We start from the raw sequence: 26302 nt of genomic DNA, 5'->3' as shown, positions 1-26302 counted from the left end.
CCGAGTTCCAATCATAACTTTCTTAAAAAGAATCCTTTGAGTTTAGGTGATCCCTGCTCAGCTCCAGCTTGAAACCAGCCTTAGTTAAGCCATTTATAAAGAATCTGCACTCACTCATTTCATTTGTCTTCTCTCCTTTATCTAGGTCCTCCGTAAATGAGCATAAAAAAACCTTTGCCAAAAATGGCAAAGGTTTTTTAGACAATAAAAGACCTTTACCAATGGCAAAGGTCTTGCTAACAACAAATTCGTTGCCAACAAAGCCGAGAGATGTAAAACCTCTGAAATGACGACTTTGCTGTAAAAGCTACTCCCCTTTAGGAGAACGATATCAATTTATACTTCAAATATACTGAACAAATAGCGGAGTTGTCAATTACTTTTTTGAATTTTCTCCTGACATATGGTAACGTCTCTTTACATTATTTTCCCCATTGTGAAGGTGATGCGCCCCCTTTTTTTATGCAGTTGCCAAACTTCTTCAGAAGTCGAAAACGTTGATACATAAACAATGTAAAAAATCATGCATAAAAAACAGTCGAGAGCCATACCTTTGTCACCTGATGCAGTATACTTAGTGGAAATGAATGAAGAGCATTTCCCAACTCGATTTCTTGAAGTAAACACAGTTAGGTGTGAAAGATTTGGGTACAGTAGGGACGAACTTCTCTCGATGCCATTTCCAAAAATTGATTCTCAAAATTCTACTACGTTTAAAAGAACTGTAGAAAGAATCAGAGAAGGAAAACGTTCTTTCACTTTACAAGACGAATTTGTTTTTATAAAAACAGGTAAAAAAAATAAATAATGAGTTTAGTGTCCGTGTTTTTAACTTGATCAGTAATCCGCTATTTTGTAATGATAAAAGCATCTTCAATTCCAAGGTTTTGAACAACGTCAAGTCTGACTTCAGCCAGATCTCGGTTACGAAAGGCTCCGGATTGAACTCTATATTTAGTAACACCATCAATTTCTGTTGTAACGACAATAGCTTCTATTCCATTTGATCTTAAGAAATTTCTGCGTTGTTGGGCGTTGTCAAGTGATACAAAACTTCCAGCTATCACGACATACAAATCCACATTTATTCTCGATAGTGCTAACGCTCTAGCGAGTCCTTCACCAATGGCGTTCCCCAACTTTTCTAGAAACGTCTTGTTTCGCAAAAGATTTAAGTCAAAATTGGTATCGATAAATAGATTTTCCAACAATATAGAAGGCATATTAGTTTCACGAAGAACGTGAAAATTTGCTCGTTTCATACCGCGATCTCGAACACCGTAGGGGCGAATTTGGCTCATGACATAGTTGTGAATCGTCTCTTGAGCTCTAACGGTTTGCTCAGACACGGAACCATTATAAATATAACTCTCCCAACCTGTTCCTCCGCCTGCATTAATATGAATGGAGCAGAAATAGTCGGCGTTCACTTGATTAGCTAGATTTGTTCGAGTAAACAAACTGAGTTCCGTATCCGTTGATCTTGTCATGATAACATTGACATCATAATGTTTCCGTAAATAGTTACGTATCATTAAAGCTATATCTAAGTTGAATGTTTTTTCAAAAAAGGACTGATTCACGGCACCGGAGTCGGTTCCACCGTGCCCAGGGTCCAATACAATTGTAGTCATAAAAAACCTCCTTTGCTTGTACTGTATGTGGGATAAGCAACAGAGGAAACTATTAAATACCTATTTTTTGATAGAATAGTGAATTAATGTACTAGATTACTATAATTTGATCCTTACTTATATAGTAGGAACGGATATACACCTTGGTGCCAACGAGTAAAAAAGCAAAATTTTTCCTGTTGATTAAATAAGAGGGAACCATTAACATGTCTTTTTCTGATAAAGAAATGTAACAAAACTCATCTAATGTTTTTCTTATTTGACTTCGGAAGCGCCGTTGAAATTGTTGTATTAAATTTCCAGATTAAATGTTTTGAAAATTTCAAAAATGGGTAGTATAATAGAAAAAAGGTCTAGGAGTTGATTTTTATGGAAAAGAATTTGCTTCATTCACCAAACACTGAAGGTAATGTGATCGATGCCCTATTAGCTGAAATGGTGTTAGACAAAGCTCTGCTTGATTTCCGAAAAGAAACGATCCAAAAGAAAATCGACCAATCCTTGCGAGATAAAAACAAACATGAATTTTTACGATTAACAGAGGAATTAAAGAGTATTTCTTAAATCATCATATAAGAGCCCTTATCTAACTCGATTTTAGATAAGGGCTTTTTGTTTGGGTGATCGTGGTTCAATCACCACTATTCACTTGGCATCACGCGGGCTGTGATTCAATTTCCTCAATTGATGGTTCAATTTTCGTAATCCGTGGTTCATTACCTGCCTTTTGTGGTTCAATTCCCCGAATTCGTGGTTCAATCATCGCTATTCACGTAGCATCCCTCTTCCCATGGGTTCAAATCGAAACAAAAACCCCTTCCTGCCAGGCAGCATCGTTTCCTACATGCCCAACAAGAAGGGGTCATTCCCTATCAATTACAGCGGCTGAATCACAAAATCAAAATCGAAATTCTGATCAGCTTTGATGTGGTATTCTTCATGCACTGGGGCGCCCCAGCTGTCGTCGCCTCCTACGCCCATGTGGCGCCCAGCTACTGTCACTACTGTGTAGTGGATGTTTGGCAGCTCGTAATGGTGGGCGGCGTTTTCGAGTTCAAAGGCAGTGTATGGTGAAACATTACACTGGAATGGTTTCTCTTTATAGGCGATTTTGATGCCTGTTTCCTTTCCATCAGCAATTTTTACATAGCGGACGCCTGTGCGCCCACCTGATTCTTGTGGGACGAGGTACGCTGACACGTTATCCTCGGCTTTGTTTTTAAAGATGCCCAGTCTTGCTCCATGTACGCGATCCTCGTAATTTTCTTCCGGTCCTTGCGCATACCATGTTAGCTGATTGTAATCAGCTGATAGTTTAAAGGACATTGCATGGATGGGCAGATCAGGTAACTGGCTTGCACCGGCATAGGAATAGCTCACATGAATATAGCCGTTCGGATAAACTGTGTAAGCAGTCACTACATGCACATCTTTGCTAATTGGAAGTTCGTATTTAAAGGAAACCGTCACTTTATCCGTTTGTTCCTCAATATCAATTGCGGTACACTTTCTAAATAAGCTTGATGTGTACCAGCCATGTGAATCAAATGCGAAATGATTTCCTTTGTCATTATCAGTCATTGCCCGCCAGAACAGCGGGTACGGCGGCGAGGCAATCATTTCGTTTCCAGCATAGTTAAGCGAGACAAGTGATCCTTGCGCTCTTGAAAATAACACACTAAAGTTTGTACCGTGAACGCCGATATTCACATCACCATGGACAACATGAAATGCTGAGTCTTTCACAACAGGCAGTGTTTCGACTTTTTCCACATCATAAATAAATTGTCCAAATGCCACCTCATGGCCTTGGTCTGCCCAGATTGTTTTTTCTTTTAAATGAAGCGAAGTATGGATCGCATATTCTCCAACCTCTTCAAACTCAGGCAATTCCAGTGCTATATATTTTTCTTCTTGCGCGGGAACGTCAAGCTCAAGCGATTTCGTAAACACTTCGTTTCCTTCACGATAAACCGTGCATTGCAGCTCGTAGGCATCCGTTCCTGCAAAAAGCTGTTCATTTTTCACAAGAACGCCCTGCTGATCAGGGATTAGCTTGATGTCTTGATACAAAAACTTAACTTCCTGCATTTTTGGCGACAGTCTGCGATCTGCATAAACAATTCCATTGCCGCAGAAATTGTAGTCTGTCGGACGGTCTCCAAAATCTCCGCCATAGGCTTGAAATTCATTACCATAACGATCTTTTTTGATCAGCGACTGGTCGATGAAATCCCAAATGAACCCGCCTTGATACATCGGGTATTTCGCTTCAAGGTCTGTATACTTGTGCATGCCACCGAGTGAATTGCCCATGGCATGGATATATTCACAGCTGATATACGGCTTTTCCGGATTATCCTCTAAATACTCGATAATATCAGCCGGCTTAGCATACATGCGGCTTTCCATATCACTTGTTTCGTTGTAATCGCGATTATGGAAAACTCCTTCGTAATGAACGAGACGACCTGGGTCTACTGATTTAAAATATTTCGAGACATTTAAAATCACTTCACCTGCGTATGATTCATTTCCGCACGACCAAATCAGGATAGAAGGGTGATTTTTATCTCGCTCAAACATGGAGATTGCACGGTCCATGACAATCTCCTGCCATTCAGGCTTGTTTCCAGGGATATTCCAAGACGGCTCAACGGCGCCCAACTTTTGCCATGATCCATGTGTTTCCAAATTCATTTCATCGATGACATAGAGACCATATTCATCGCAAAGCTCATACCACTCGGTTTGGTTCGGATAATGCGATGTCCGTACCGCATTGATGTTGTTCTGCTTCATCGTTTTAATATCCCAAAGCATATCCTCTTTTGTGACAGCACGGCCGCGGCGGCAATTGAATTCATGGCGGTTGACACCTTTGAAAACTATTCGTTTGCCATTCAAATGCATAACCTTATTTTTCATTTCAAATCTTCTGAAGCCGACCTTTTGCGGAATGACTTCAACAAGCTTTCCTGAAGCGTCAAACACGGAAATAAACAACTGGTATAAATATGGCGATTCAGCACTCCATAGGTGAGGATGTTCCACTGATAGCTGACATGCACCAACAGCATCGGCTGCTCCCTCAGCTACGATTTTTCCCTCAGCATCTTCCAGTCTCAACAAAATATCAGCAGATAGTTTCGTATCAACATGTAAAACCGCTTTTGTAAACGAATCATCGAGCTCCGTACGGACATGAAGATCCTGCACATGAATCTCAGGCACTGTGTACAAATACACGTCACGGAATATTCCGGAAAAGCGCCAGAAATCCTGATCCTCAAGCCAGCTTCCCGTACTTCGTTGATATACCTCAACTGCCAGCTTATTTTCCCCATCCTTGACAAATGTTGATAAATCAAATTCCGCAGGGGTAAAGCTGTCTTCGCTATAACCGACAAATTGACCGTTCAGCCAGACATAAAAAGCAGATTCAACTCCTTGAAAGGAAATAAATAACGGTTTATTTACCATGTTAGATGGCACCGTAAATGTCTTTACATAGCTGCCGACCGGATTAAAGCTCTCAGGAATTTCCGGCGGCCGCACATGTGTCACCCCATCCCATGGATACATCGTATTCACATATTGCGGATTTCCGTAGCCTTGCAGCTGGATATGGCCCGGCACTTGAATTGTATCCCAGCCGCTGCAGTCAAAATCGGCTTGATAAAACGATTTTGCCCTCGTCTCCGGACTCACTGCATATGAAAATTTCCAGCTGCCATTCAGACTATGTCTCCACTTCATCGGACGGCGTTCTCTCGCTTCTTGGACTGTTTCATAGTATAGGTGATCAGAATGGGCTGGAATTCGATTGACAGCAAACACATTTAAATCTGTCAGCCATTTTTCTGTAGGTGTCGTCATATCAGTTTCACTTCTCTTTCTTTATTAAATTGGCTCCATTTTCTTTTTTCTAACAAAGAAGGAGGTGACGAAAACAATCGGTCCCCTCACTTCTTTGTCATCATTTAAAATTACTTCACCGATCCCATCATTCCTGCAACAAAGTGCTTTTGCATTAAGAAGAAGATCAGTGCAGTTGGTAGTGTTGCAATGACGAGTGCCATCATGATGATTCCGTAATCCGGTGAATAGCTTGAGCCCAGATTCGAAATCAGCAATGGAATCGTCATTTTATCTGGTGATTGAAGCACAACCAACGGCCATAAATAGTTATTCCAGCTTGCCATAAATGTAATAATCGCTGCTGCTGCATAGGTTGTTTTCATCGTCGGCACATAAATACGGAAGAACACACCAAGCTCGCTTAATCCGTCAATTCGTCCTGCTTCTACAAGCTCTTTCGGGAACATTTTCGTGTTTTGACGGAAGAAAAAGATTAAGAATGCCGTTGTCATCGTTGGCAACACGACCGCTGATAACGTATTGATCCCAATCGCCGGCATCGTTTGCGATATCGAACCAAACATGCGGTATAACGGTACCATCAAGGAGGCAAATGGAATCATCATTGACAATAGTAAGATCGTAAACACAATATCCTTCGCTTTGCTTTTATAAATTTCAAACCCATACCCTGCTAATGACGCGATCAGCATAGAAAGGATCGTTGTTGTAATGGAAATTTTCGCCGAATTTGCTAGGGCTGTCATAAGATCAACACTATTTAATAGCGCTTGTAAGTTCTCAAGTGTGTGGGCTCCAGGAAGCAGTCTGCCTCTTGTTACATCAACAGATTGATTCGTTGCGCTGATGACCATCCAAAAGAGCGGAAACACTGAAATGATGGCTGCAATGGTTAAAAGAACATACATAAAAATTCGTTTCAATTTAATCATTTCGATCACCTGCCACTTTAAATTGAATAATGGAGAGAAGCACGATCATAATGACAATAAAGTAAGAAACTGTCGCGGCATAGCCAAAGTCTGGTGTATATTTAAACGACAGATTGTAAATGTATTGCGAAATCGTTGTCGTTGCATCACCAGGTCCGCCTTTTGTAATATTCATGACCTCATCAAACAATTGCAGCGTTCCAATCGTTGATGTGATCGAAGTGAACAAGATAATTGGCTTTAACATCGGGATTGTGATCTTGAAAAATTGATGCCATGCGGAAGCTCCGTCAATTTTTGCTGCTTCATAAATCGATTGATCAACATTTTGAAGAGCAGATAGATAAAAAATCATATTATAGCCTGTCCAGCGCCATGTAATCGCCAAAATAATCGTCACCTTTGCCCAGAACGGATCGCCAAGCCAGTTAATCGCTTCTGAAATAAAGCCAACCTTTAGTAATAACGTATTTATTAATCCTTCAGGGGCAAACAAATATTTAAAAATAACGGAATAACCGACGAGTGAGGTTACAGCAGGCAGGAAGATCGCCGTTCTGTAAATCCCCTTCCACTTTAAGGTGCGGTCATTCAAGAGAACAGATAAGAACAACGCCAAAATAATCATAATTGGCACTTGAATGATTAAATAAATAAAGGTGTTTTTGACAGCGGTAATAAACGTAGAATCGGTTAAAAGCCGTTGGTAATTTTCGAAGCCAACGAACTGCAAATTCGTTCCGGCACCTGATTGGAACGATAAAATAAGAGCCTGCACCATTGGATAAAAGTAAAAGGCACAAATCATGATGACTGAGATGCCAATGAATGACCAGCCAATGACGGTATGTTTCAGTTTACTGCTCATCTTTCTCACTCCCCCTAAAGAAATGAACATCCCCGTTCTTAAGCTTTTCCTATGGAACGGGGATGGTTTTAATTCCTTATTTTAGCTGTGCTTCTGCCTGTGCTTGAGCATCCTTCAGCACGTCTTCAATGTCTTTCCCATTTAGGTAGTTCTGCATTTCGACTTTTAAAATATCTTCAACTGCATATGTGTGCATCCCGTAGTTTAATCCCTTGATTTCTTCTGTCCATTTTGCAAAATCTGACACAATCTTTTGTCCGCCAAAGAACTCATCTGCTGCTTTGTATTCCTCACTGGTTGCAGCCGGCTTAAACGTACCAATTGCCCCAATTTCCGTCACTAGACGTTTGTAAAGCTCTTCATTTGAACCAAATGTTTTCCCTAAGAAATCAGCTGCTTTCTCTGCATTTGGACCATTTAACACATACCATGAGCTGCCGCCAAGATTGGATGCGTTTACAGCACCTTCCGCAGATAATTTAGGAATTGGCACAACCGCCCATTTACCTGATTGTGATGCCTCTGCTTTTACAGAAGGTGTAATCCAGTTTCCTGTTGGAATCGATGCCACATCTCCAGAGTTAAAGCTTGCAACAAACTGGCTCCAGTCAGAGTTCGGTTTCACAATATCTGCATCCACCATTTCTTTGTAAATGCCAAAAGCTTCTTTAATTTCTTCATTTCCAGCAAGAGTCGGTGTTACACCATCTTGATCCAAGTACCAAGAACCTGCTGTTTGAATCATGACACGAATAAAGCCAAGATCGTTCGGGTCAATAGTAAGCATATGCTTTCCAGTTGCTTCTTTCACTTTTTTACCGATTTCAATATATTCCTGCCATGTAATGCCCTGCAGGTCTTCAACTGTATATCCAGCCTGTTCTAAATAATCTGTACGGACATAAAGGCCTGTTACACCAGTATCAAATGGCAAGCCGTACTGCTTTCCGTCAACACTTGTTGCGGTTACTTTATACTCAGCAAAATCATCTTTATTAAACACATCTGATAATTCATAAAATGCATCTGGGTACGCTTTCAAAAAGCTTTGTGCGCGATAATCCTCAATTAAAACAATCGAAGGAAGTCCATTTGTTGTTCCAGAGCTTAACCCTGTGTTTAATTTTTGAACAATATCTTGCTGTGCATTTTCGACAATATTAATTTTGACATCTGGATTTTCTTTCTCATAAATTTCTTTTGCAATCTCTAATGCCGCGATATTAAATTTTGGGTCCCATGCCCAGATCGTCACTTCATTGCTTTCTGATCCTCCGCCTTCACCAGCTGAATCAGAGCCATTTGATGATGAGCAAGCTGATAAGAAGAAAATAGCTGCCACCAATAATAGTAATACCTTTTTCATTATGTTTCCCCCTTTTGTAAGCGTTTCACTTCTTGAGATAATCATAGCATTTAAGAAAAAAAGACCGTTAGAACGATCTTTATATTGTTTTATCAAAATATTTGGTTTTTATTATGATCCATACCTTCACCATTGGTATTATTTTTAGATTTTAGGAATATCTTTCGATTCTTGAACAGGAAGGATGATTTTTATATGGGTTCCAACTCCAATTTCACTGGAGATATGAACACCATAATCTTCTCCATAAAGCAATTTAATCCTTTCGTTTACATTTCGAACGCCAATCCCGCTGAAGAGCTTCTTTTTCCGTTTCGATGCCGGCAACAGATTCCGTCCCTCCATCTGCATTCCATCACCATTATCGACAACTTCACATATCAGCCTTTCACCTTCTCTTTGAATCGCAATATGAATCATTCCTTCCTGTTTTTTCGTAAAGCCATGAAAAAAAGCATTCTCAATAAATGGCTGGATCACAAGCTTTGGCAATTGCAGATACAAACAGTCTGGCGCAATGAAGTAATTGACATTGATGCGATTTCCGTAGCGCACCTGGTTAATAAACACATAGCTTTTTAAATTCTCAATTTCTTCCTTTACCGAGATCGTTTCATTGACATTCCCCACAGCATGCTGCAACAACGAAATCAAGGCATTGATCGTATCTGCCGCTTTTTCCTTGTTGCCTTGCTGAACCATGATTTTCACAGATGCTAACGTATTATACAGAAAATGCGGATTGATTTGCCGCTGGAGGGCAGCCAATTCTGCATTACGCTGTTTTTTTTGTGATTCCATCAGCTCTTTTATATAGTCATGAAGCTCATCAAGCATGTAATTAAACGCATGGGCAAGCTCTTTTGTCTCAGAGCTCCCGGATACAGTGACATAGCCGTCAAATTGATTTTTGGAGATGGTTGAAATTTGCTTCACAAGCAGTGTTAATGATTTTGTCAGTCTTCTCGAGATTAAGAAGACGGCCATTAAAGCAATAAGGACAATCGACGCACTGATCATGATGATTGTTTTTGTATTAATCAGGTTGTCCATCACCAATTCCTTGTCGATCAAATTCACCACATACATATCAATTGCAGGGAGATACGTGGCCAAGATGAGTTGATCTTTGCCTAAAAACTCAATGTTTTTATACTCAACCCCATCCTGTATAATCTCTTCTGCATACCGCAAAAGCTCACTAGAATTTTGACCAACCATTTCCGACTGATTGCTGGAAAAAATCTTCCCAGCTGAATTAAGCACAATCATGTCATTGCCTTCACTTGTATAAGGGATATAAAACTGTTTAAAGTCAGATTCCTTGATAGCAATATAGACGGCACCATATATACTGGCTGCTGTCTGCTCCATCAGCGCCTTCGTGATGACAATCATCGGCTCTGAATTGCTCATCACACCCTTTTCGACAAACTGATACAACAGCTGTTTAGGCTTTTTGTACGTATTCTCCGTTATGTCAGCCCTTTCCAGTTCTTCGAACGTCGTTGGCCAATAGGCACGATTGGTTGAAAAAAGGCGTCCATTTTCACCAGTAATGGTCATGCTTAATTTATAGTCATCAATCGTTTCATAATAAATCTGTTCCATTTGAACGTCTGTATTATAATACAGCTTCGTCATCGATAGTGAATTGGCATTTTCTTGGGTTAAATAACTTTTTATAATGCCGCTTCCTTGGACTTCGCTGGCAGCTGCCGCAACCGAATAACTAAATTCGTCCATGCTGCGATGAAGCTGATTGATGATCTTCGAATTCGTGATGCTGAATGTGTCTATAAACAGCTGCTCGGACATGCGAATGGTGCTGTAAGTAATCGTTACAGACACCACCACAATGCTAACAAACATGACGAAAAACATTTTAATAAATAATCCGCGGACATTATATTTTTCTAAAAGGCGCTTCATGTTCACTCTCTTTTCTACTTTACAAATTGTTTCCTGTAGCTGCTCGGCGACATGCCTTTAAGCTTTTTAAAAACCTTGCAAAAATAACTGTGATCAGAATAGCCTACCTTTCCGCTGATGTCGGAGATCGAGATGTTGCGATTATGCAAAAGCTCGAGCGATTTTTCAATGCGAACCTTTGTTACATACTCAGTAAACCCCTCATGAATATGGGTACTGAAGTACGTAGATAAGTACGTTGGATTAAAATGAAATTGCTTCGCCAATTCTGTTAGTGTGAGCGGCTCTGCATAATGCTCTTCAATATAATCAAGAATTCGTTTTACACTTGGATCATTATTTGATGGTTGTCCAACAATCGTTGTGACCTCAGCTAAAAATTGCTGTAATTGATCAACCGCCTCATCTACATGATCGGCTCCCTCAATCGCAGTAAAATAAGCAAATTTCTTTTGATTAACGGTTGAAGAGTCGAATCCCATATTGTTTAAAAGCAAGGTAATATTAAAAATGACATTGCTTAAAAATCGTTTAAATTCGGCGACATTCATCGAATTGGTTGTTGTTATATCAGATACATGTGACTGCAAATAATCCATTGCCTTTTCAAACTGTTCTCGCTTAAACATTTCCGTGAACGCTGTTAAGTTAAACGGCTCGTTTACCGATGGCTGCTCCTTTATCCCTTCATACCTGAAGAAATTTTTCTCCGGATAATAAAATGCATGGTTCATCAGTCTGACAAAGCTATTGTCATATACCTGCTTCACTTCCTGCACAGCTTTGAATGGGTTGCTCACCGCCCAATTAAAATGAGTATAAGAAGCAGCAACCCTCTCCATAAACGCAATAACGGACGGTATGTTTTCTTCATTCACATTTATTAATAAGGTATTGTAGCCATCCTCTGTAGGCAGCGGATAACGAACAAACTCTGTCACATGTTTTTCCAGCTCATCGGTGATCGTTTTTTCTAAAGATGGCCAGGAACTTTCCCGTTTTTTCACATCTACCCCGATAATGAGGTAATAGGAGTAAGGAAAGGCTTCAATGACAGCAGTCTCCTCACCATCACCTTCAAACCCTGTCATCCATTTATCCAGCATAGCCTGGACTGAAATCTCATTTGTCTGTTTCTTAATCGTTAACGATGGAATTTTCTCCACTGCCTTGTTAAGCGTTTTCAAAAGAATATCCCCATCTAATGTCGGCTTTAAAATATAATCTGTCACACCATGTTGAAAGGTCGAACGCACATAATCAAATTCCCCAAAACTGCTGAGCACAATGACTTCAATATCAGGATACTGATTTCTAATCACTTTCGTAAGCTCTTCCCCATCCATCACCGGCATCACAATATCGGTGATCACAATATGCGGCCTCACCGCATCAATCACCTGCAGCGCCTCCTGCCCATTCGATGCCTCACCCACAATTTGAAAGCCTTCCTGCTCCCATTGAATATAATGCTTAATCCCCTGTCTGATCAAAAGTTCATCATCAACAATGACCACCTTACACAAATCACTCACTCGCCTAACACCCCTTTTTTCTCTATCTAAAAACGTGGCAATGCCATTTGACTGATAAAGTATTTGCAAATAGTAGAAAAGCCTTTAAGATTAAAATCTTTGTCGAAAAACTGTGTCTAAATATTCATATTATACCAGATTTTTTGTTAGGGAAGGTGGATTGGAACATAAGGATTGGTTAGATTGGCGGGGGAATGGCGAACATGGGCATACTATTAGACTGGCCACATAGGTACAGGCACTATTCCTCCATTAAAAAAGGTCCCTATACTTTTAATTTACTAAATTTTACTTTCACATTTTATCTCATTATCACTTTAATTAATTAAAATACTAAATTATAATATTGACATATATTAAATTATTTTGGGGGTATCAATCATGAAAAGGAAAGTTGCTATCCTTGGTAGCAGTGGAGGGAATCTTTATTCTCTCGGTGGGAAGGAACCAGAGAAACTTCTTGGCGAACTTCTTTTGCAAATAGAAGCAGCAGGGATGAAGTGCAAATCTCTCCAGTTTATTGCGGCTAAAGGCTCGATGGATTCGGTGAAAGATTTTACAGAAGCCACTCTTTATGGCTGGGATGAACATTCGGGTAAGCCATATATAATGCTGGAAGGAACATTAAAGGAGGTCAATAAAGAAGCAGCAAAAACAGACCAAGAAATTTCAGAAAAGATTGAAAATGGAGAGATTGATGGGCTAATCTTCATGAGTGCTGATCCAAATGGCGCCAACAAAAAAGCAGTCGAAGCCGCAGCAAAAATGAAATTGCCGGCAACAGGGACGGGCGGCACCTCCATGGCAACGATTAGTTCAAAAGGGGTACATGTTATTTCCACATCGGGAACGACTGGAACGACCAATCGAACACGCGCGGTGACCTTTATGACATCATTAAGTAAGCACTGGGGGATTTCTTATCGTCCGATTATCGGGAAAGTAACTGCTTCCGAAAATACCCAAAAAACGTCACCTTGGAGAAGGATAAATATTCGCGGAATGATGCTTGCCTCACTACCTGGTTTTATTGCGATGGCATTAGTTCTCGCATTAAGTAAGATCCCTGCTTTATCTATGCTTGGCGATGTTTTTGATTTGATGATCAATGCCCTTCCAATTATTCTAGCAGTTATTGCCGCAAAGCAAGTGGCTGACCTTGATGATGTTTCCATCGTTGCTGGAATTGTGGCAGGCGTACTGTCCACAAACGGCGGAATTATTGGGGGAATTATTGGCGGGATTGGTGCAGGGCTTTTGGTTCAATATATTTTCAGAAAATGTGTGGAATGGAAATTTCCAGCTACAACTGTCAATATTGCTGCTGGCGGGATTGCTGGATTAATCTCAGGATTAATCGTCTATTTTCTTTTCGCTCCGATCGCTCTTCAACTTGGTGAAGGGATTCGCTCATTATTAGATACACTTGTCGCAATGAATCCGATTCTTGCAGGATTGATCGCCGGTTTACTCATTTGGCCAGCAATCATCGGAGGAATCTATCATGCTGCGATTCTCCCAATCGTCTTATTAGAAATGGAACGTACCGGAAACAGTTTTTTAGTTGCGGTCGATATGGTCGGCTTAGTGATGGTATCAGCTGGCATCACATTAGCTAATATTGTTGCCCCTCGAGATAAAGGAGAAGCCGCAGTAGCTACACCAGGATTTTTGATTAATGTTGGATTTGGTACATTTGTGGAAGCAGCCTATCCCTTCATGTTCTCCAACAAACTTATATTTGCTGGAGCCATCGTCTCATCCGGTATAGGAGGCTTGCTGGTTGGTCTCTTTGATGTACGCGGAACAGCCTATGTTCCATCCGTCATGGCTCCTTTCCTTTCCAACAATATGAGTGGTTTTATCATTGCGATGCTAGGAAGTTTAGTATGTGCGTTCATGATTACACTCTTTGTTAATTTGCTTGCTAAGAAAAAAGCAAGGAATAAAGATGAATTGTTATCTGCTTAATATTAAAGTATAACTTTTTGTACTTAGTTTTTGTGTCTAGCTCCAGCGCCTAGCCCCGAAGCACAGAACGTGCAAGTGCAGTCAAGAGATAAGGACGTCCTAGTTTTTGACTGCCTCTAGGGTCTAGCCAATTTAGAATTGAAGGCAAAAGAACGCCTTCTATACTAAATCGTCTTATTTGCCCTAGGCTGATCAAGGCGCTTGCGCTTTTCTTACTTTATCTTTATAGTTGCTTCTTACATTTTACAATTATAAAATTTATTGGAGGTTTACCTTTCATGTTCTTATTTGGCTCATCAATTTCTGAAATCTCTACCAGTCCATATTGTCCAAATTCTTGTTTTATGGAGTCAGAATCATAAAAAAACATTTTTACGCCTTCCATTATCTCGAAATAGTCTTTATCCAATTGTTTACCCTTTCCAAACATTGGGGCTTTCTTTGAAACAGTTGTAAAAATCATATATCCATTTGGCTTTAACTGATTATAGCAATCTTTAATAAACTTATCTCTCTCATGTTTATTCAATAAGTGAATAAGTGCATAGCAAAATATACCGTCATAGAGTCTGTTATCAAAAGGCATGTCAGTTACTGAACCATGAAAAATACTACTATCAAGCCCGTTTTGCCTCGCCAAATCAATCGCTGTTTTTGAAATCTCAATACCTGTTACATTTATTCCGTTGTCAATAAAAACCTTTGCATTTCTGCCATATCCAATACCTGGTACCAGTATATCCTTAACATTCCTTTCAAGAAAAAAGTTCTTTGTTAAGATTGCGGATTCTGCAGGTTCAAATCCCCACATCGTTTGTTTTTCTATAAAACTTGATTCCCAGAATTCCAATATATATCAATCTCCTTTAACGCCTGGCTTGCCATTCTTTTAGGAATGTGCCCGGAATGTTGTTGAGCCACAATGCAGCATAAAAGGATCTTCAATCTAAGATCCTTTTAGCTGCTTTTAATTATAGCTACTCGTTAGTATATTTTTCCACATTCTCACTTTCTAAGTTTTACTTTTGTGAAATTGAATTAACAAGTTGGGTTAGCGCTTCGTTGATCGGTGTAACTGGACGACCAAGAACTTTCTCAAAATCATTACTTTCAACTTCCAGTGAACCGTTCCGAATGCTTTCTTGAATTCCTACTACGATCGGAATCACAAAATCAGGTAAACCTAAGCCTTTCATAATCTCTGCATATTTTTCGTCACTAACTTGTTGTACAGGTATTTCTTTACCCAATACATTACCAAGAGCAGATGCCAATTCTTCTTGAGCTAAAAGAGGACCAGAAAGTTCATATACTGTATTTTCATGACCGTTTCCAACAAGAACCGCTGCCGCAGCATCTGCGTAATCTTGTTGCAGTGCCCAACCTACTTTACCTCCTCCAGCAGAAGTAACCCAGGGAGATCCTGCCATGGTACCTTGAATGCTTCCGATTTCGTTTTCCAAATACCAATTGTTACGCAAGAAAGAATATGGGATACCCGTCTTAATGATAGCTGCTTCTGTCGCAACATGAGGAGGAGCCATTAAATTTTTGCTTTCTGTTGCATTTGCCAAACTTGTGTAAGCAATAAATTTTACCCCTGCACGCTCAGCTGCTTGGACAGCATTAGTATGTTGATGAATTCTTGTTTCATTGTCACCATCAGCAGAAATAATTAATAAGCGGTCAATCCCTTTAAAAGCAGTATCCAATGTTTCTGGACGGTCAAAATCTCCTTGACGAACTTCCACTCCACGATTACAAAGTCCTTCTGCTTTCTCTGGATTTCGAACACTTACTGCCAGCTCACTTGCAGGTATAGATTTCAATAATGATTCTACAACCTTTGAACCTAATTTCCCTGTTGCTCCTGTAACTAATATTTTCACTTTATATTCCTCCTAATCGGTTTATTCTGTAACAACCTTGATTACATGTATTCATTTTAGTTACCTGTATCTATTTTGTCAACAGGTGAAATACTATTTATGATTTTGTTCGTAATTTGGTATAATAAACTTGTAATCAAATTAATTACATGATGAAGAATATATTTAAATAACTAAAATAGTGAATGGGTGGTAACTGAATATGTCTATCAGCAGCCGATTTTCTGTCGGAATTCATATATTGGCTCTAATTGAATTAAATAAAGAAGGGGTAACATCCTCTGAATTTTTAGCTTCAAGTGTTAACACGAACCCAGCCGTTATTAGAAAACTAATGGGAATGCTAAAAAAAGCCGGTTTGATTGAAGTACATCCAGGTATTGCAGGGGCTAAACTCGCAAAGGAATTATCTGAAATTACACTGTTCGACGTTTATAAGGCGGTTAATGTTGTACAAGAGAAAGAATTGTTTAGCAAACATGAAAATCCAAATCCTGATTGTCTCGTAGGTAGGAACATCCAGAATACAATTGAACCATTATTCTCAGCAGCACAATTGGCAATGGAGAAGGTTTTAAAAAATGTTACTTTAGAAGATGTCGTGAAGGATATTGCTACTAAAGAAAATATTTGTTAGTTCAACAAGACAGACCATAAAAATCTCCTTAAAACAAGAGAGGTTGACAAAAAATACGTTATCAGAAATAGTCTTTTAGCATAAATGATGATTTTTATGTACAAAACATAAGAGAAGTAAATCATAGGAGGATTAAAATGAACCACGAACTGGATTATGATCGTGATGATGACAACGAAGACGAATTATCTAAGAAGTCACTAAAACAAATCTTACAAATGTCTTTAGAAAGAGAAAATGAAATGATGAAAACATACTTGATCACGGCGGAACGCATTCATGACAATGAAGAACTACAAAACCGATTGCGAAATTTTGCTGAAGGCAATGCTAAACGTTCTCGACAATTAATGGATGAATTAAAAGATCATGTATAGTATATTCACTTTTAATTAACACAATGAGGTATTAACGGTACTGAAAAGGATCTTCTGCTTGGAAGATCCTTTTAGCTGCTTATTCAATTCTTATTCAACTTAACTATCTGTTAGTTACTAAGAGAAGCGCAAGGCGCTTAGCATTCGGCGACAAGCATAAGGCGAATAGGAATAGAAGGTGTTCTTTCCCTTCAATTCCTATTTGACTAGACCCTTGAGGCAGTCAAAAACGCGATGTCCTTATCTCTTGACTGCACTTGCACATCCTGTGCTTCGCCGATGGCGCCTGGAGCTAGACACTAAAACTAGGTTAAAATTTTATACTTCCCAACCTTTTTCTCTTCACTAATGTTTCACAGATCCTTCTGTGAGTCCTGCTATAAAATGCTTACTGAAAAGTAAAAATACGATTAATATTGGGATCGTGGCCATGAATGTCCCGGCTAAAATCATTGAAAAGTCTTGGAAATAAGCGCTATTCAGTGTTCTGAGCGCAATTTGGATTGTATGAACGCTCCGGTCTTTCAATACGACCAATGGCCAGAGGAAGTCATTCCAAACATTCATAAATGTGATTAACCCTAATGTCGCAATTGCAGGGCGTACAGCAGGAACCGTTATATTCCAGAACAAACGAAAATTCGAACATCCGTCGATTCTTCCTGCATCAAGCAATTCATCAGGAATCGTCGATGAAATGTATTGCCTCATCCAGAAGACACCGAATGCATTGACCATCCCTGGAACGATAACGGCGTTTAAGGAGTTAATCCAGCCTAATTTACTTACAATCATGTAGGACGGTATAAGCCCTAATTGAGTAGGAACCATCATGGTCGCAATAACAAAAATAAACAGATAGTTCCGCCCCTTAAAATGCAATTTCGCAAACGCGAATCCCGCAAGCGAACAAAAGAACAGCACCGAAATGGTAATCGCCGTTGACGCGATAAATGAATTTGTGATCGCAGCTAAAAAGTCAATATTATTAAAGACCTTTGCCGCATTTTCAAAAAAGTCAGTACCCGGGATCATCTTTGGTGGAAAGCTATTAACTGCAGAAGTTTGATTTGATCCTATAACAAACATCCAATAAAACGGAAATATGGATAGAATGGTTATGATGATTAAAAAACCATAGGTTATTTGTCTGCCGAACGAAAATTTTGATACACCAACCTCTTTCATAGATCCTCTTCCTCCTAGTCTGCAGATTTTATCCTGTTTGTTAAGAATAAATTAAATAACGAGAACAGAACGATAATCAAGAATAACACCCATGCGATCGATGATGCATACCCAAATGAATCCCTGACAAAGGCCTCTTCATAAAGGTAAAGTGTAATCGTTAACCCTTGCTCCATAGCACCGCCGCCCAATCCAGAAAACATTAGTGGTTCCGCAAAAATTTGCAAACCGCCAATGGTTGATAAGATAACGGTAAAGATGATCATAGGTCGGATCATTGGGATCGTGATATGAAAGAATTGCTGTGTTTTGCTTGCTCCGTCAATCGTTGCTGCTTCATATAAATCCTTCGAGATACTTTGCAAAGCGGCCAAATAGATGATGGCATTATAGCCTGTCCATCTCCACATCACCATTGAAGCAATTGCAATATGAGTAGCAAGTGTTGAGCCTTTCCAATTGATCGGATCGATTCCTATTAAGGAGAGCAAGTAGTTGAGAATGCCATATTGCTCACCGAAAATCGAAGAAAAGATAATGGCTACTGCTACAATGGAAGTAATATTAGGCAAAAAGATGGAAAGCCGGAAAAACTGTTTTCCTTTTATAAACGCTTGATTCAAAATAAATGCCAGTACTAACGCTATAAATAATTGAGGCAATGTCGAAAGGATCCAAATACTAAACGTATTTCGAATGGAAATCCAAAAAACCGGGTCGGAAAATAAAACAGCATAGTTATTGATTCCGATAAACTCTTTACCGCCAAGGATATTCCAATCGTGAAATGAAATAAAGGCAGTATAGACGAGAGGGAAAACCCCAAAAATTCCAAATAGAATAAAAAACGGGGAAATATAAAGATAACCGGATATATGATCCTTCGTTCGCTGGGATAATTGCCCCCGGCTCTTTTTCTGTTGAGCGATTTGTTTTCGATTCTTGTCCAGTTCAATGTTGACACTCATACTATCCTCCACCCTTTCTTCAATGAAAAATTCTGTGAATAATAGAATTAATTGTCTAGCTCTTCGTATCTCTTCAGCTTATCCATCGCTCTTTCCCAGCTTTCCTCTGATCGCTGAAGCCCATCTTCAACCCTTACAACGGCATCTGTCATGATTTTCTCAATATTAATTGAATTTTTACCCTCGATAACCGGTTTTACTCTTTCGGCAGCTTGAGCATAGATTTTTCCTACAGGAGCACCGCTAAAGTAATCATCCGTGAAATTTTGAAGAGCTTCCGTTTCATATGTTTCTGGGGTAGAAGGAAAGTTTCCTTTTTCTTCAAACGTTACCTGCTGCTGCTCAGGTGAAAGCAACCACTTAATTAACTTATACGCTTCTTCTGGATTATCGGATTGTTTTGGTATGGTGAGAAAAGATCCTCCCTGATTCCCTGAACCTTCTGGTATTTGTGTTAGATCCCACTTTCCGTCAGCATTTGGTGCATTTGCTTTCACAGACACCATCTGCCATGCAGGCATCATGACCGTAGCAAAGTCGCCGTTCGTTAAGCCTGTGCCCCATTCCGTAGACCCGCCATCGAAACTTGCAGAAAGGTCCTTTTCAATGAGTTGCATCGTGTAGTCATACGCTTTTTTAAGTTGGGGATTTTTGCTGACGATGACTTGTCCATTTTCATCGTAATACTTTTCTTTGCCCTGGCCTTCAATGACAGAATAAAGCGCACTTGCATTATCAATCATTGCCTTGCCTGTCTTTTCTTTAATTTGTTCGCCTATCTCAAGGTAGTCATCCCACGTTTGAATCAGTTGTGCAACCTCTTCTCGATCAGTAGGCAATCCCGCTGCCTCAAACACATCGGTTCGATAGGCCATCGCTTGCGGCCCAATGTCTGTCGGCAGGCCGATCACCGCTTTACCGTCCGGCGTCATCGCTTGCTTCCATTTCCAATCAAAATAATCACTGCTCACTTCATCGGCCCCAAAATCTAGTAAGTTATAAAAATGTTCCGGATAATCCAAATACTTCACAATCCCTTTTACTTCAATTGCCGCGACATCCGGCGCCCCACTTCCTGCAGCCAATGCAGTGGTTAAATTATTATGCACGTCATTAAATTCAGCAAGTTGGATTTCTATTTCAATATCATTTTCTTCCGCATATTGCTTAATCTGATCTTCAATTCCCATTCCAGGCCATAACCACACAGTCAGCTTATTGTCTGATGATTCCCCGCTCGAGCTCTGAGAACAACCCGAAGCCCAGACGATAACAGTGAAACAAACGATGATCAGGAAAAACTTTGGCCAAGCCACTTTTCTGCCCATTGCTTTACCTCCTCGGTTAGGTTAGTATGTATACTCAATAAACTAAGTTAATTTTCATTCTATTCAAAATGTAAGCGTTTGTCAATTATAATGTAAGGGTTTTCAAGAGTATTTTGCAAAAAAGTGGAAACCGTAACCAGTCTCCACCTTTTAGATAAATATTATCAAGTTAAAAGCTTCAAACCTTACAAAATAAGATTTGAAGCTTACCTCATTACTAATAGTTTCCTAACTAACACGGATGATATGGGAACGTTTACAAAATAATTTTAAATAATTTGAATATACAGATAATTAATTTTATGTGTTACTTCTTCTCATGTTATCATGCAGCTAATGGTAAAAAAATAAAATCAAGATTCGGGCTTTTTTCAAGTAACTACCTCTTAACAAATGTGATGTTTATAACATCACTTGCTTTGAAACAAATAAGTTGAGAATTTTTCCGCAAGCATTACCCATATTCCTGATGTTACATTTCTTTCGCTCTCTTTAACAGTACATCTTGCTCATCATAGGTACGAAAGTGCTCTTCAATTTCTTCAAGTGATCGTCCTTTTGTTTCCGGTAAATATTTATAAATGAAGAAGAGAGACACAATTCCTATCACAGCAAAAGCAAGAAATGTAGTAGAAAGTCCTATTTTATCGAGCATAATCGGGAAGGCCAAACCGATAAAGAAGTTAGTTATCCATAGGAAAAATACGCTAATCCCCATTCCAAAACCTCTCAACCTCAAAGGAAATATTTCTGAAAGTGTGACCCATAATACTGGTCCAATCGCTCCTTGCATAAAAGCTAAAAATGTCACGGTTAATGTTAACATCACATATGGAAGTACGGCTGATCCTTCAAGAGTGAATGAGAGTATTCCAATAAGAAGAAGGGCTGATGTCGTTCCTGTTAATCCAGTAAGCATCATTGGTCTACGCCCTACTTTATCTAGGAGCCAAATCCCGACAAGTGTGGCTAATACTGAAATTAAACCATTCGCAGTGTTACCAATTAGCGCGGCAGATGTTTCAAAGCCAGCATCTCTCAAAATCTCAGTCCCATAATACATGATTGAGTTTACACCTGTAACTTGAGACACAACAGCTACTCCAATTCCGATAAATACGATACGGCGCATCCATGGTATAGACATGTCCTTAATCGTTGCTTTTTCGAGGTTTGACTCAGCAGAAATTGCATCCTCAATTTGACTTAGTTCTGATTTAGCCTGCTTCTCCTCCCTAATTAACTGTAAAATTCGGAAAGCGTCTCCATTTTTCCCCTTTGAAACAAGCCAACGCGGGCTCTCTGGAACCTTAAGCATACCTAAGAAAAGGAATAAAGCCGGGAGGGCAGAAATGGCCAACATATATCGCCAAACATGCACATTATCATCCATTATATTACCTAAAATAGCATTAAACACAAATGCCAAAAATTGTCCGCTAACAATCATTAATTCATTCTTCGTAACAATTCTTCCTCTACTATCAGCAGGTGACATTTCTGCCAAAAATGTTGGGACTGTGACAGATGCGCCTCCAACAGCTAAACCGAGTAAAAATCGAAAAATGATCATCACAGTAACGTTCGGAGCAAGCGTACATCCAAGTGCCGCAATAAAAAACAACACCGCTAGATAAAGGATGTTTTGGCGGCGGCCATAATAATCTGAGAGTCGACCGCCGAATACCGCACCTAGTGCAGCACCAAAAAGAAGCGAACTTGCAACAAGACCTTCAGTATACGAATTAAGACCAAGAGCTTCAGACATATAAGGCAAGGCGCCATTAATGACACCTGTGTCGTATCCAAAAAGCAACCCTCCGAATGTCGAAACTAAAACGATTGTTCGCAAAAAAGATGTTTGATTTACCTGTTTACTCATAAGAAATTTCCTCCTACCGCGTTTTAAATTACACGTCAGATTATAACTCCCAGAAATCGATTACAGCATGATATAGTCTTTATTATAAAATGCAGGGCATTCTGGTATAGAAATTGGTACTATCTGACCAGTATGCTTAGCTTCTACGCAAGCATCCGCCGTCACTGCAACAACATAACCATCCCAGGCTGATGGGCCATTCACTTCTCCTTTTACAGTAGAATTGATCCATTCTTGTAGTTCAACATCATAGGAATCAATAAAACGTTCTTTCCAATCTACTAAAATGTCAGTTGAAAGCTTTGCTTCACTGCGAATGAGAACACTAGATGGCTCAGGTAAGTTGGCTACACCAGTTTCTCCTACAACTTGGCATTGGATATCATATCCGTATTGGCAATTCACAAATATTTCTGTATCAATTCGAATACCTTGTTTCGTTTCTAGTAAGACAATATGAGGGTCCTGCAACTCCTTCTCTACCAAACGTGAGTTTCTAGGTAGAATAACCTGAGCAGAAACATAATCGTCATTGAGTAACCATCTCAAAACATCTATTTCATGAACGAAGGAATCTGTCAGTGCCATATCCCCACTGAAGCCAGGAGCTGACGGATTACGGTGAGCACAATGGACAATTAGAGGCTCACCTATCTTTCCATTATCAACAACTTTTTTCAATTGACGGTACCCTTTGTCGTAACGGCGCATGAAACCTACTTGGACCAACTGTTTTCCCTGTGCAACCTCAGCATCAACGATTCTCTTACAACCCTCAGCAGTTGTAGCTAGTGGCTTCTCACAAAATACTGGTTTCCCTTCCGCAATGGATGCTAACACAAATTCCTCATGTGTAGGACCCCAAGAAGTTACGATTATGGCATCAACCTCAGTTGCATTAATAACATCATGTCCATTTTCATATACCTTTGCATCAAGATTTTCTATTTTAACAACAGCTTTTGCTTGTTCAGCATTCACGTCTGTCACCGCAACGATCTTTGCTCCTGTTAAATCGTGTGTGATTCTGCGAATATGATCTTGACCAATTGCTCCTGTACCGATTACACCTATTTTTAAACCCATAATGTATACCTCCTATGTTTTATTTTTTAACAAGTGAGAAAGTACTTAAGTTACTTTTCTCGAAATCTCTTGGCAGCGCATCTTTAAGAACATGCATAGACTTCTTAACTCCTGTAAGGGGTTCCATCGTTAAGTCTTCCATTTCAAGAACAACCGGTCCTTGATAACCTGTCATCTTCACAACAGTGAAGAACTCCTTCCAATAACTAATGTCATGACCATAGCCAAGTGCTACATAATTCCAAGAACGAGTTTGGAAGCTTTCCATTGGTTTTACATCAATTAGCCCATTAATCTCATTAATACCTCTTTCTATTCGAACATCTTTTGCATGTACATGGTAGATTGCATCCCCTAATTCTCTTGCAGCTGAAATAGGATCGCCCCCCATCCAAAATAAGTGACTTGGATCCAAATTCATTCCAACCATATCCCCTACTTCATTTCTTAGTTTAAATAGAGTTTCTGGATTATGAACAAGATTACATCCTAAGTTTTCAATGGCGATCTTTTTCACGCCAAAATCTTTCGCACATTTTACTGCCTTTTCCCAATATGGAAATGCCACTTCATTCCATTGCCAATCAAGCGTTTTAAAATGTGCCGGTAAGATAGGGTGTGTTAACCAGTTTGGTGTCACATCATTAGGTCCTCCACTTGGACAACCAGACATCATGACGATTGTTTCTACTCCTAAAAGTCCTGCAAGTCGAAAAGTCTTTTCAACAACTGCTTTATGAGCATCACCCTCTTCAGTAGGTTCCAGTTGATTACCTGAACAGTTCAACGCAGCAATCTCAAGACCTCTACTTTTAATCGCATCTAAAAACTTTTCTCGTTCAATTGAGCTATCAAGTAATAGATCTAGATTTACATGTGGAGCTTTTGACCAATTTCCGCACCCTAACTCTAAGGATTCAATACCATTTTCAACACATGTATCGAGCATTTCCTCAAACGACATGTATCCTAAAATATCTGTAACTAATCCAGTTTTCATCATATCCATTCCTCCTAAATGTACTTCTATTAACAAGTAAAATGAAAATTAATTAAAATCTAACCACATATAGATAGACATTACAGGAACATTGACTAAGTATAATATATACCCTTTATGTTTTTAGGACACAACAAACCACCTTAATCATTCTATGAATCAAATGATCCTATTTCCCCTCAAAAACTATACCAAATTCAACATATTTACAGATTGGATATAAAAGTATAAAACCCTATAACATCGGAAGTGTAATCGTTATCATTTGTTAGTGGAAAGATTGTTTCTAATATGATTATATACAGCATTTAATTAGATGTATTTACACAAAATAGACGACTGTTTTATACTTTAAGGACATAATTCGTTAAATAAGAAAACCGAAAGGCGCTAAGCATTTGGCGAATCGGAAAGAAGGTGTTCTTTTACCTTCCATTCCGATTTGACTAGACCCTTGAGGCAGTCAAAAACTATGGAGGCCTTATCTCTTGACTGCACTTGCACGTCCTGTGCTTCGCCGACGGCGCCTGGAGCTAGACACAAAAACTATGTTAAAATTTTCTTTCCTTCCCTTTTTAGAAAAATCCGGCTTGTCGCCAAGTCCTAATGAAAAATTATTATATTTTCTGGTAGCACAAACAAAAACCCTCACTCAGGGAATTGTGAGGGTTTCTCTTTTTCTGAAAATGTCAATTGCTCTTGATCCGTATAGAGTGTCCGATAAATACCAGGAGGATGTCTAACTGTAGCGGCAAACACACGAGTAAAATAATGAACATTTTTAAAACCTGTTTTTTCACTAATCTGCCTGATACTTAAATTAGTGGTTTTAAGGAGTAAAGCTGCTTTTTGAATTCTTTCGTTTTTTACATACTCCGAATAACTGACTCCAAGCTCTTTTACGAAAAGCCTGGTTAAGTGCCGACTAGAAATATGTAAATGTTTCGCAAGATCACTAAGCTTTAATGTGCCTGATAAATTATCTTGAATATACAACATTGCTTGACTTAAAATTTGTGAAATCTCTTCTTCTGAGTCTTTTGGATTTGATCTATTAGCAAGCATTGGACTAAATCTTTCGAGTAAAGAAAGAATGAGGGAATATGATGTATTTGTAAGTATCTCTCCAAAGAAAGGATGCTCACTTCTTGAAGCCTGTAAAAGCAAAGATTCCCAAAGCAACACAAAAGGCGCTCCCTCTTCAACATCGATCATGATCTCATTGCATTCCTCAATTTGCTCCATAATTTCTATCCATTTTTCACTAGACTCAGGATCTATTAATTCAAATCCAATATAGATAAGAAATAATCCTCTTTCACTCTTAATTTGATGTAAAACATTAGGTTTTGAAAGAAATAATTTATTTTTTTGTAACTTATACGTTGAATCACATTCTAAATATTCACCTTCCCCATCTACAACAAAACATACTTCATAGAAAGAATGTTTATGAAGAGAAGTATTGTAATGACTAGGCATAACACCCCAATAATGAACATGAAGAGAAACTTCATGATGGGATATATGGTGAAGATATTTGTTTAAAGCTGTTTTCCCCGATAATAATTGATTGATATTCAAGACTAATTTCACCTCTAACAAAGGCTAGTTCTTTCAGCCCTATTAATATACCTATATGAATTAATTTTCTGTTTGAAAACAATGAACTAAGATTCGCGATCCTTCTTGTACCTTCAGGAAAAACTGATGTAATTTCGTTATTTATCAAGACCTAAATCGTAAAAAGTCATAAGAAAAACCGGGCAAAAACCGCCCGGTCCTTTTTTGTCTAGCGAATATCCGATAGCTTGTACTCTATTCCAT

At 39.1% G+C, this 26302-nt stretch carries 20 protein-coding genes and 1 pseudogene; 5 read left to right on the top strand and 16 right to left on the bottom strand.

All coding sequences use genetic code 11. The features are described 5' to 3' along the window. Nucleotides 1-556: 556 nt before the first annotated feature. Nucleotides 557-836 (top strand): annotated as a pseudogene (locus Q1B07_RS19850) (PAS domain S-box protein); the annotation flags it as partial. 12 nt (nucleotides 837-848) lie between these two features. Here the strand turns inward: Q1B07_RS19850 and Q1B07_RS19845 are convergent. After that, nucleotides 849-1634 carry an N-acetylmuramoyl-L-alanine amidase gene (locus tag Q1B07_RS19845; protein WP_299093238.1) on the bottom strand — a complete coding sequence of 262 codons (786 nt, stop codon included), beginning with the start codon at nucleotides 1632-1634 and terminating at the stop codon, nucleotides 849-851. Between the two features lie 369 nt (nucleotides 1635-2003). On the opposite strand from Q1B07_RS19845, the gene Q1B07_RS19840 reads away from it, so the two are divergent. Next, nucleotides 2004-2198, top strand: a complete 195-nt coding sequence (locus tag Q1B07_RS19840; protein WP_299093236.1) for an IDEAL domain-containing protein — start codon at nucleotides 2004-2006, stop codon at nucleotides 2196-2198. Nucleotides 2199-2510: 312 nt separating this feature from the next. Here the strand turns inward: Q1B07_RS19840 and Q1B07_RS19835 are convergent, their stop codons facing one another. The 6 genes from Q1B07_RS19835 to Q1B07_RS19810 all read right to left on the bottom strand — a co-directional run bounded on the left by Q1B07_RS19835 (nucleotide 2511) and on the right by Q1B07_RS19810 (nucleotide 12149). Beyond that, nucleotides 2511-5513, bottom strand: a complete 3003-nt coding sequence (locus Q1B07_RS19835; RefSeq protein WP_299093234.1) for a glycoside hydrolase family 2 TIM barrel-domain containing protein — start codon at nucleotides 5511-5513, stop codon at nucleotides 2511-2513. 110 nt (nucleotides 5514-5623) lie between these two features. Beyond that, the gene (locus tag Q1B07_RS19830; protein WP_299093232.1) at nucleotides 5624-6448 is read right to left on the bottom strand and encodes a carbohydrate ABC transporter permease; all 825 of its coding nucleotides are present in this window, start codon (nucleotides 6446-6448) and stop codon (nucleotides 5624-5626) included. Next, a complete protein-coding gene (locus Q1B07_RS19825; RefSeq protein ID WP_366945241.1) occupies nucleotides 6441-7316 on the bottom strand; it encodes a sugar ABC transporter permease in 876 nt (291 codons plus the stop codon). The genes Q1B07_RS19830 and Q1B07_RS19825 overlap by 8 nt, the downstream gene beginning before the upstream one ends. 76 nt (nucleotides 7317-7392) lie before the next feature. Then, on the bottom strand, nucleotides 7393-8682 hold the full coding sequence (locus Q1B07_RS19820) for an ABC transporter substrate-binding protein (protein WP_299093229.1): 1290 nt from the start codon (nucleotides 8680-8682) through the stop codon (nucleotides 7393-7395). A gap of 144 nt (nucleotides 8683-8826) precedes the next feature. Next, nucleotides 8827-10614 carry a sensor histidine kinase gene (locus Q1B07_RS19815; RefSeq protein ID WP_299093227.1) on the bottom strand — a complete coding sequence of 596 codons (1788 nt, stop codon included), beginning with the start codon at nucleotides 10612-10614 and terminating at the stop codon, nucleotides 8827-8829. A gap of 14 nt (nucleotides 10615-10628) precedes the next feature. Beyond that, the gene (locus tag Q1B07_RS19810) at nucleotides 10629-12149 is read right to left on the bottom strand and encodes a response regulator transcription factor (RefSeq protein ID WP_299093226.1); all 1521 of its coding nucleotides are present in this window, start codon (nucleotides 12147-12149) and stop codon (nucleotides 10629-10631) included. Nucleotides 12150-12530: 381 nt separating this feature from the next. Between Q1B07_RS19810 and Q1B07_RS19805 the strand changes: the two genes are divergently transcribed. Further along, the gene (locus Q1B07_RS19805) at nucleotides 12531-14120 is read left to right on the top strand and encodes a PTS sugar transporter (RefSeq protein ID WP_299093224.1); all 1590 of its coding nucleotides are present in this window, start codon (nucleotides 12531-12533) and stop codon (nucleotides 14118-14120) included. 223 nt (nucleotides 14121-14343) lie between these two features. Here Q1B07_RS19805 and Q1B07_RS19800 read toward each other — a convergent pair whose 3' ends face one another. Together Q1B07_RS19800 and Q1B07_RS19795 are read right to left on the bottom strand one after the other, a co-directional pair. Next, a complete protein-coding gene (locus Q1B07_RS19800) occupies nucleotides 14344-14973 on the bottom strand; it encodes a bifunctional 2-polyprenyl-6-hydroxyphenol methylase/3-demethylubiquinol 3-O-methyltransferase UbiG (RefSeq protein WP_299093259.1) in 630 nt (209 codons plus the stop codon). A gap of 166 nt (nucleotides 14974-15139) precedes the next feature. Then, nucleotides 15140-16009 carry an SDR family oxidoreductase gene (locus tag Q1B07_RS19795; protein WP_299093222.1) on the bottom strand — a complete coding sequence of 290 codons (870 nt, stop codon included), beginning with the start codon at nucleotides 16007-16009 and terminating at the stop codon, nucleotides 15140-15142. A gap of 202 nt (nucleotides 16010-16211) precedes the next feature. On the opposite strand from Q1B07_RS19795, the gene Q1B07_RS19790 reads away from it, so the two are divergent. Then, nucleotides 16212-16646 carry an Rrf2 family transcriptional regulator gene (locus Q1B07_RS19790; protein WP_299093220.1) on the top strand — a complete coding sequence of 145 codons (435 nt, stop codon included), beginning with the start codon at nucleotides 16212-16214 and terminating at the stop codon, nucleotides 16644-16646. Between the two features lie 137 nt (nucleotides 16647-16783). Beyond that, entirely contained in the window at nucleotides 16784-17023 is a 240-nt protein-coding gene (locus tag Q1B07_RS19785) for a hypothetical protein (protein WP_299093219.1), read from the top strand. Between the two features lie 345 nt (nucleotides 17024-17368). Here the strand turns inward: Q1B07_RS19785 and Q1B07_RS19780 are convergent, their stop codons facing one another. The 7 genes from Q1B07_RS19780 to Q1B07_RS19750 all read right to left on the bottom strand — a co-directional run bounded on the left by Q1B07_RS19780 (nucleotide 17369) and on the right by Q1B07_RS19750 (nucleotide 26059). After that, nucleotides 17369-18211 (bottom strand): carbohydrate ABC transporter permease, encoded by an 843-nt coding sequence (locus tag Q1B07_RS19780; protein ID WP_299093217.1) that lies wholly within the window; start codon nucleotides 18209-18211, stop codon nucleotides 17369-17371. A 14-nt stretch (nucleotides 18212-18225) separates the two neighbouring features. Next, the gene (locus tag Q1B07_RS19775; protein ID WP_299093216.1) at nucleotides 18226-19179 is read right to left on the bottom strand and encodes a carbohydrate ABC transporter permease; all 954 of its coding nucleotides are present in this window, start codon (nucleotides 19177-19179) and stop codon (nucleotides 18226-18228) included. 47 nt (nucleotides 19180-19226) lie between these two features. Beyond that, the gene (locus tag Q1B07_RS19770) at nucleotides 19227-20507 is read right to left on the bottom strand and encodes an extracellular solute-binding protein (RefSeq protein WP_299093214.1); all 1281 of its coding nucleotides are present in this window, start codon (nucleotides 20505-20507) and stop codon (nucleotides 19227-19229) included. Between the two features lie 472 nt (nucleotides 20508-20979). Then, on the bottom strand, nucleotides 20980-22389 hold the full coding sequence (locus tag Q1B07_RS19765) for a sugar porter family MFS transporter (protein WP_299093212.1): 1410 nt from the start codon (nucleotides 22387-22389) through the stop codon (nucleotides 20980-20982). Between the two features lie 60 nt (nucleotides 22390-22449). After that, the gene (locus tag Q1B07_RS19760; RefSeq protein ID WP_299093210.1) at nucleotides 22450-23475 is read right to left on the bottom strand and encodes a Gfo/Idh/MocA family oxidoreductase; all 1026 of its coding nucleotides are present in this window, start codon (nucleotides 23473-23475) and stop codon (nucleotides 22450-22452) included. Nucleotides 23476-23494: 19 nt separating this feature from the next. Next, a complete protein-coding gene (locus Q1B07_RS19755; protein ID WP_299093258.1) occupies nucleotides 23495-24475 on the bottom strand; it encodes a sugar phosphate isomerase/epimerase in 981 nt (326 codons plus the stop codon). 648 nt (nucleotides 24476-25123) lie between these two features. After that, nucleotides 25124-26059 carry an AraC family transcriptional regulator gene (locus Q1B07_RS19750; protein ID WP_299093208.1) on the bottom strand — a complete coding sequence of 312 codons (936 nt, stop codon included), beginning with the start codon at nucleotides 26057-26059 and terminating at the stop codon, nucleotides 25124-25126. Nucleotides 26060-26302: the final 243 nt, after the last annotated feature.

The organism is uncultured Metabacillus sp., assembly GCF_947503125.1.
Lineage (GTDB): Bacteria > Bacillota > Bacilli > Bacillales > Bacillaceae > Metabacillus.
This window is presented reverse-complemented; position numbering and strand designations above follow the sequence as displayed.

Excerpts from the sequence above, each read along its gene's own strand:
- Q1B07_RS19775 (WP_299093216.1), bottom strand. The coding sequence starts at position 19,179 with ATGAGTGTCAACATTGAACTGGACAAGAATCGAAAACAAATCGCTCAA.
- Q1B07_RS19820 (WP_299093229.1), bottom strand. The coding sequence starts at position 8,682 with ATGAAAAAGGTATTACTATTATTGGTGGCAGCTATTTTCTTCTTATCA.
- Q1B07_RS19760 (WP_299093210.1), bottom strand. The coding sequence starts at position 23,475 with ATGGGTTTAAAAATAGGTGTAATCGGTACAGGAGCAATTGGTCAAGAT.
- Q1B07_RS19770 (WP_299093214.1), bottom strand. The coding sequence starts at position 20,507 with ATGGGCAGAAAAGTGGCTTGGCCAAAGTTTTTCCTGATCATCGTTTGT.
- Q1B07_RS19765 (WP_299093212.1), bottom strand. The coding sequence starts at position 22,389 with ATGAGTAAACAGGTAAATCAAACATCTTTTTTGCGAACAATCGTTTTA.
- Q1B07_RS19755 (WP_299093258.1), bottom strand. The coding sequence starts at position 24,475 with ATGAAAACTGGATTAGTTACAGATATTTTAGGATACATGTCGTTTGAG.
- Q1B07_RS19825 (WP_366945241.1), bottom strand. The coding sequence starts at position 7,316 with ATGAGCAGTAAACTGAAACATACCGTCATTGGCTGGTCATTCATTGGC.
- Q1B07_RS19780 (WP_299093217.1), bottom strand. The coding sequence starts at position 18,211 with ATGAAAGAGGTTGGTGTATCAAAATTTTCGTTCGGCAGACAAATAACC.
- Q1B07_RS19785 (WP_299093219.1), top strand. The coding sequence starts at position 16,784 with ATGAACCACGAACTGGATTATGATCGTGATGATGACAACGAAGACGAA.
- Q1B07_RS19830 (WP_299093232.1), bottom strand. The coding sequence starts at position 6,448 with ATGATTAAATTGAAACGAATTTTTATGTATGTTCTTTTAACCATTGCA.
- Q1B07_RS19790 (WP_299093220.1), top strand. The coding sequence starts at position 16,212 with ATGTCTATCAGCAGCCGATTTTCTGTCGGAATTCATATATTGGCTCTA.
- Q1B07_RS19835 (WP_299093234.1), bottom strand. The coding sequence starts at position 5,513 with ATGACGACACCTACAGAAAAATGGCTGACAGATTTAAATGTGTTTGCT.
- Q1B07_RS19840 (WP_299093236.1), top strand. The coding sequence starts at position 2,004 with ATGGAAAAGAATTTGCTTCATTCACCAAACACTGAAGGTAATGTGATC.
- Q1B07_RS19815 (WP_299093227.1), bottom strand. The coding sequence starts at position 10,614 with ATGAAGCGCCTTTTAGAAAAATATAATGTCCGCGGATTATTTATTAAA.
- Q1B07_RS19805 (WP_299093224.1), top strand. The coding sequence starts at position 12,531 with ATGAAAAGGAAAGTTGCTATCCTTGGTAGCAGTGGAGGGAATCTTTAT.
- Q1B07_RS19845 (WP_299093238.1), bottom strand. The coding sequence starts at position 1,634 with ATGACTACAATTGTATTGGACCCTGGGCACGGTGGAACCGACTCCGGT.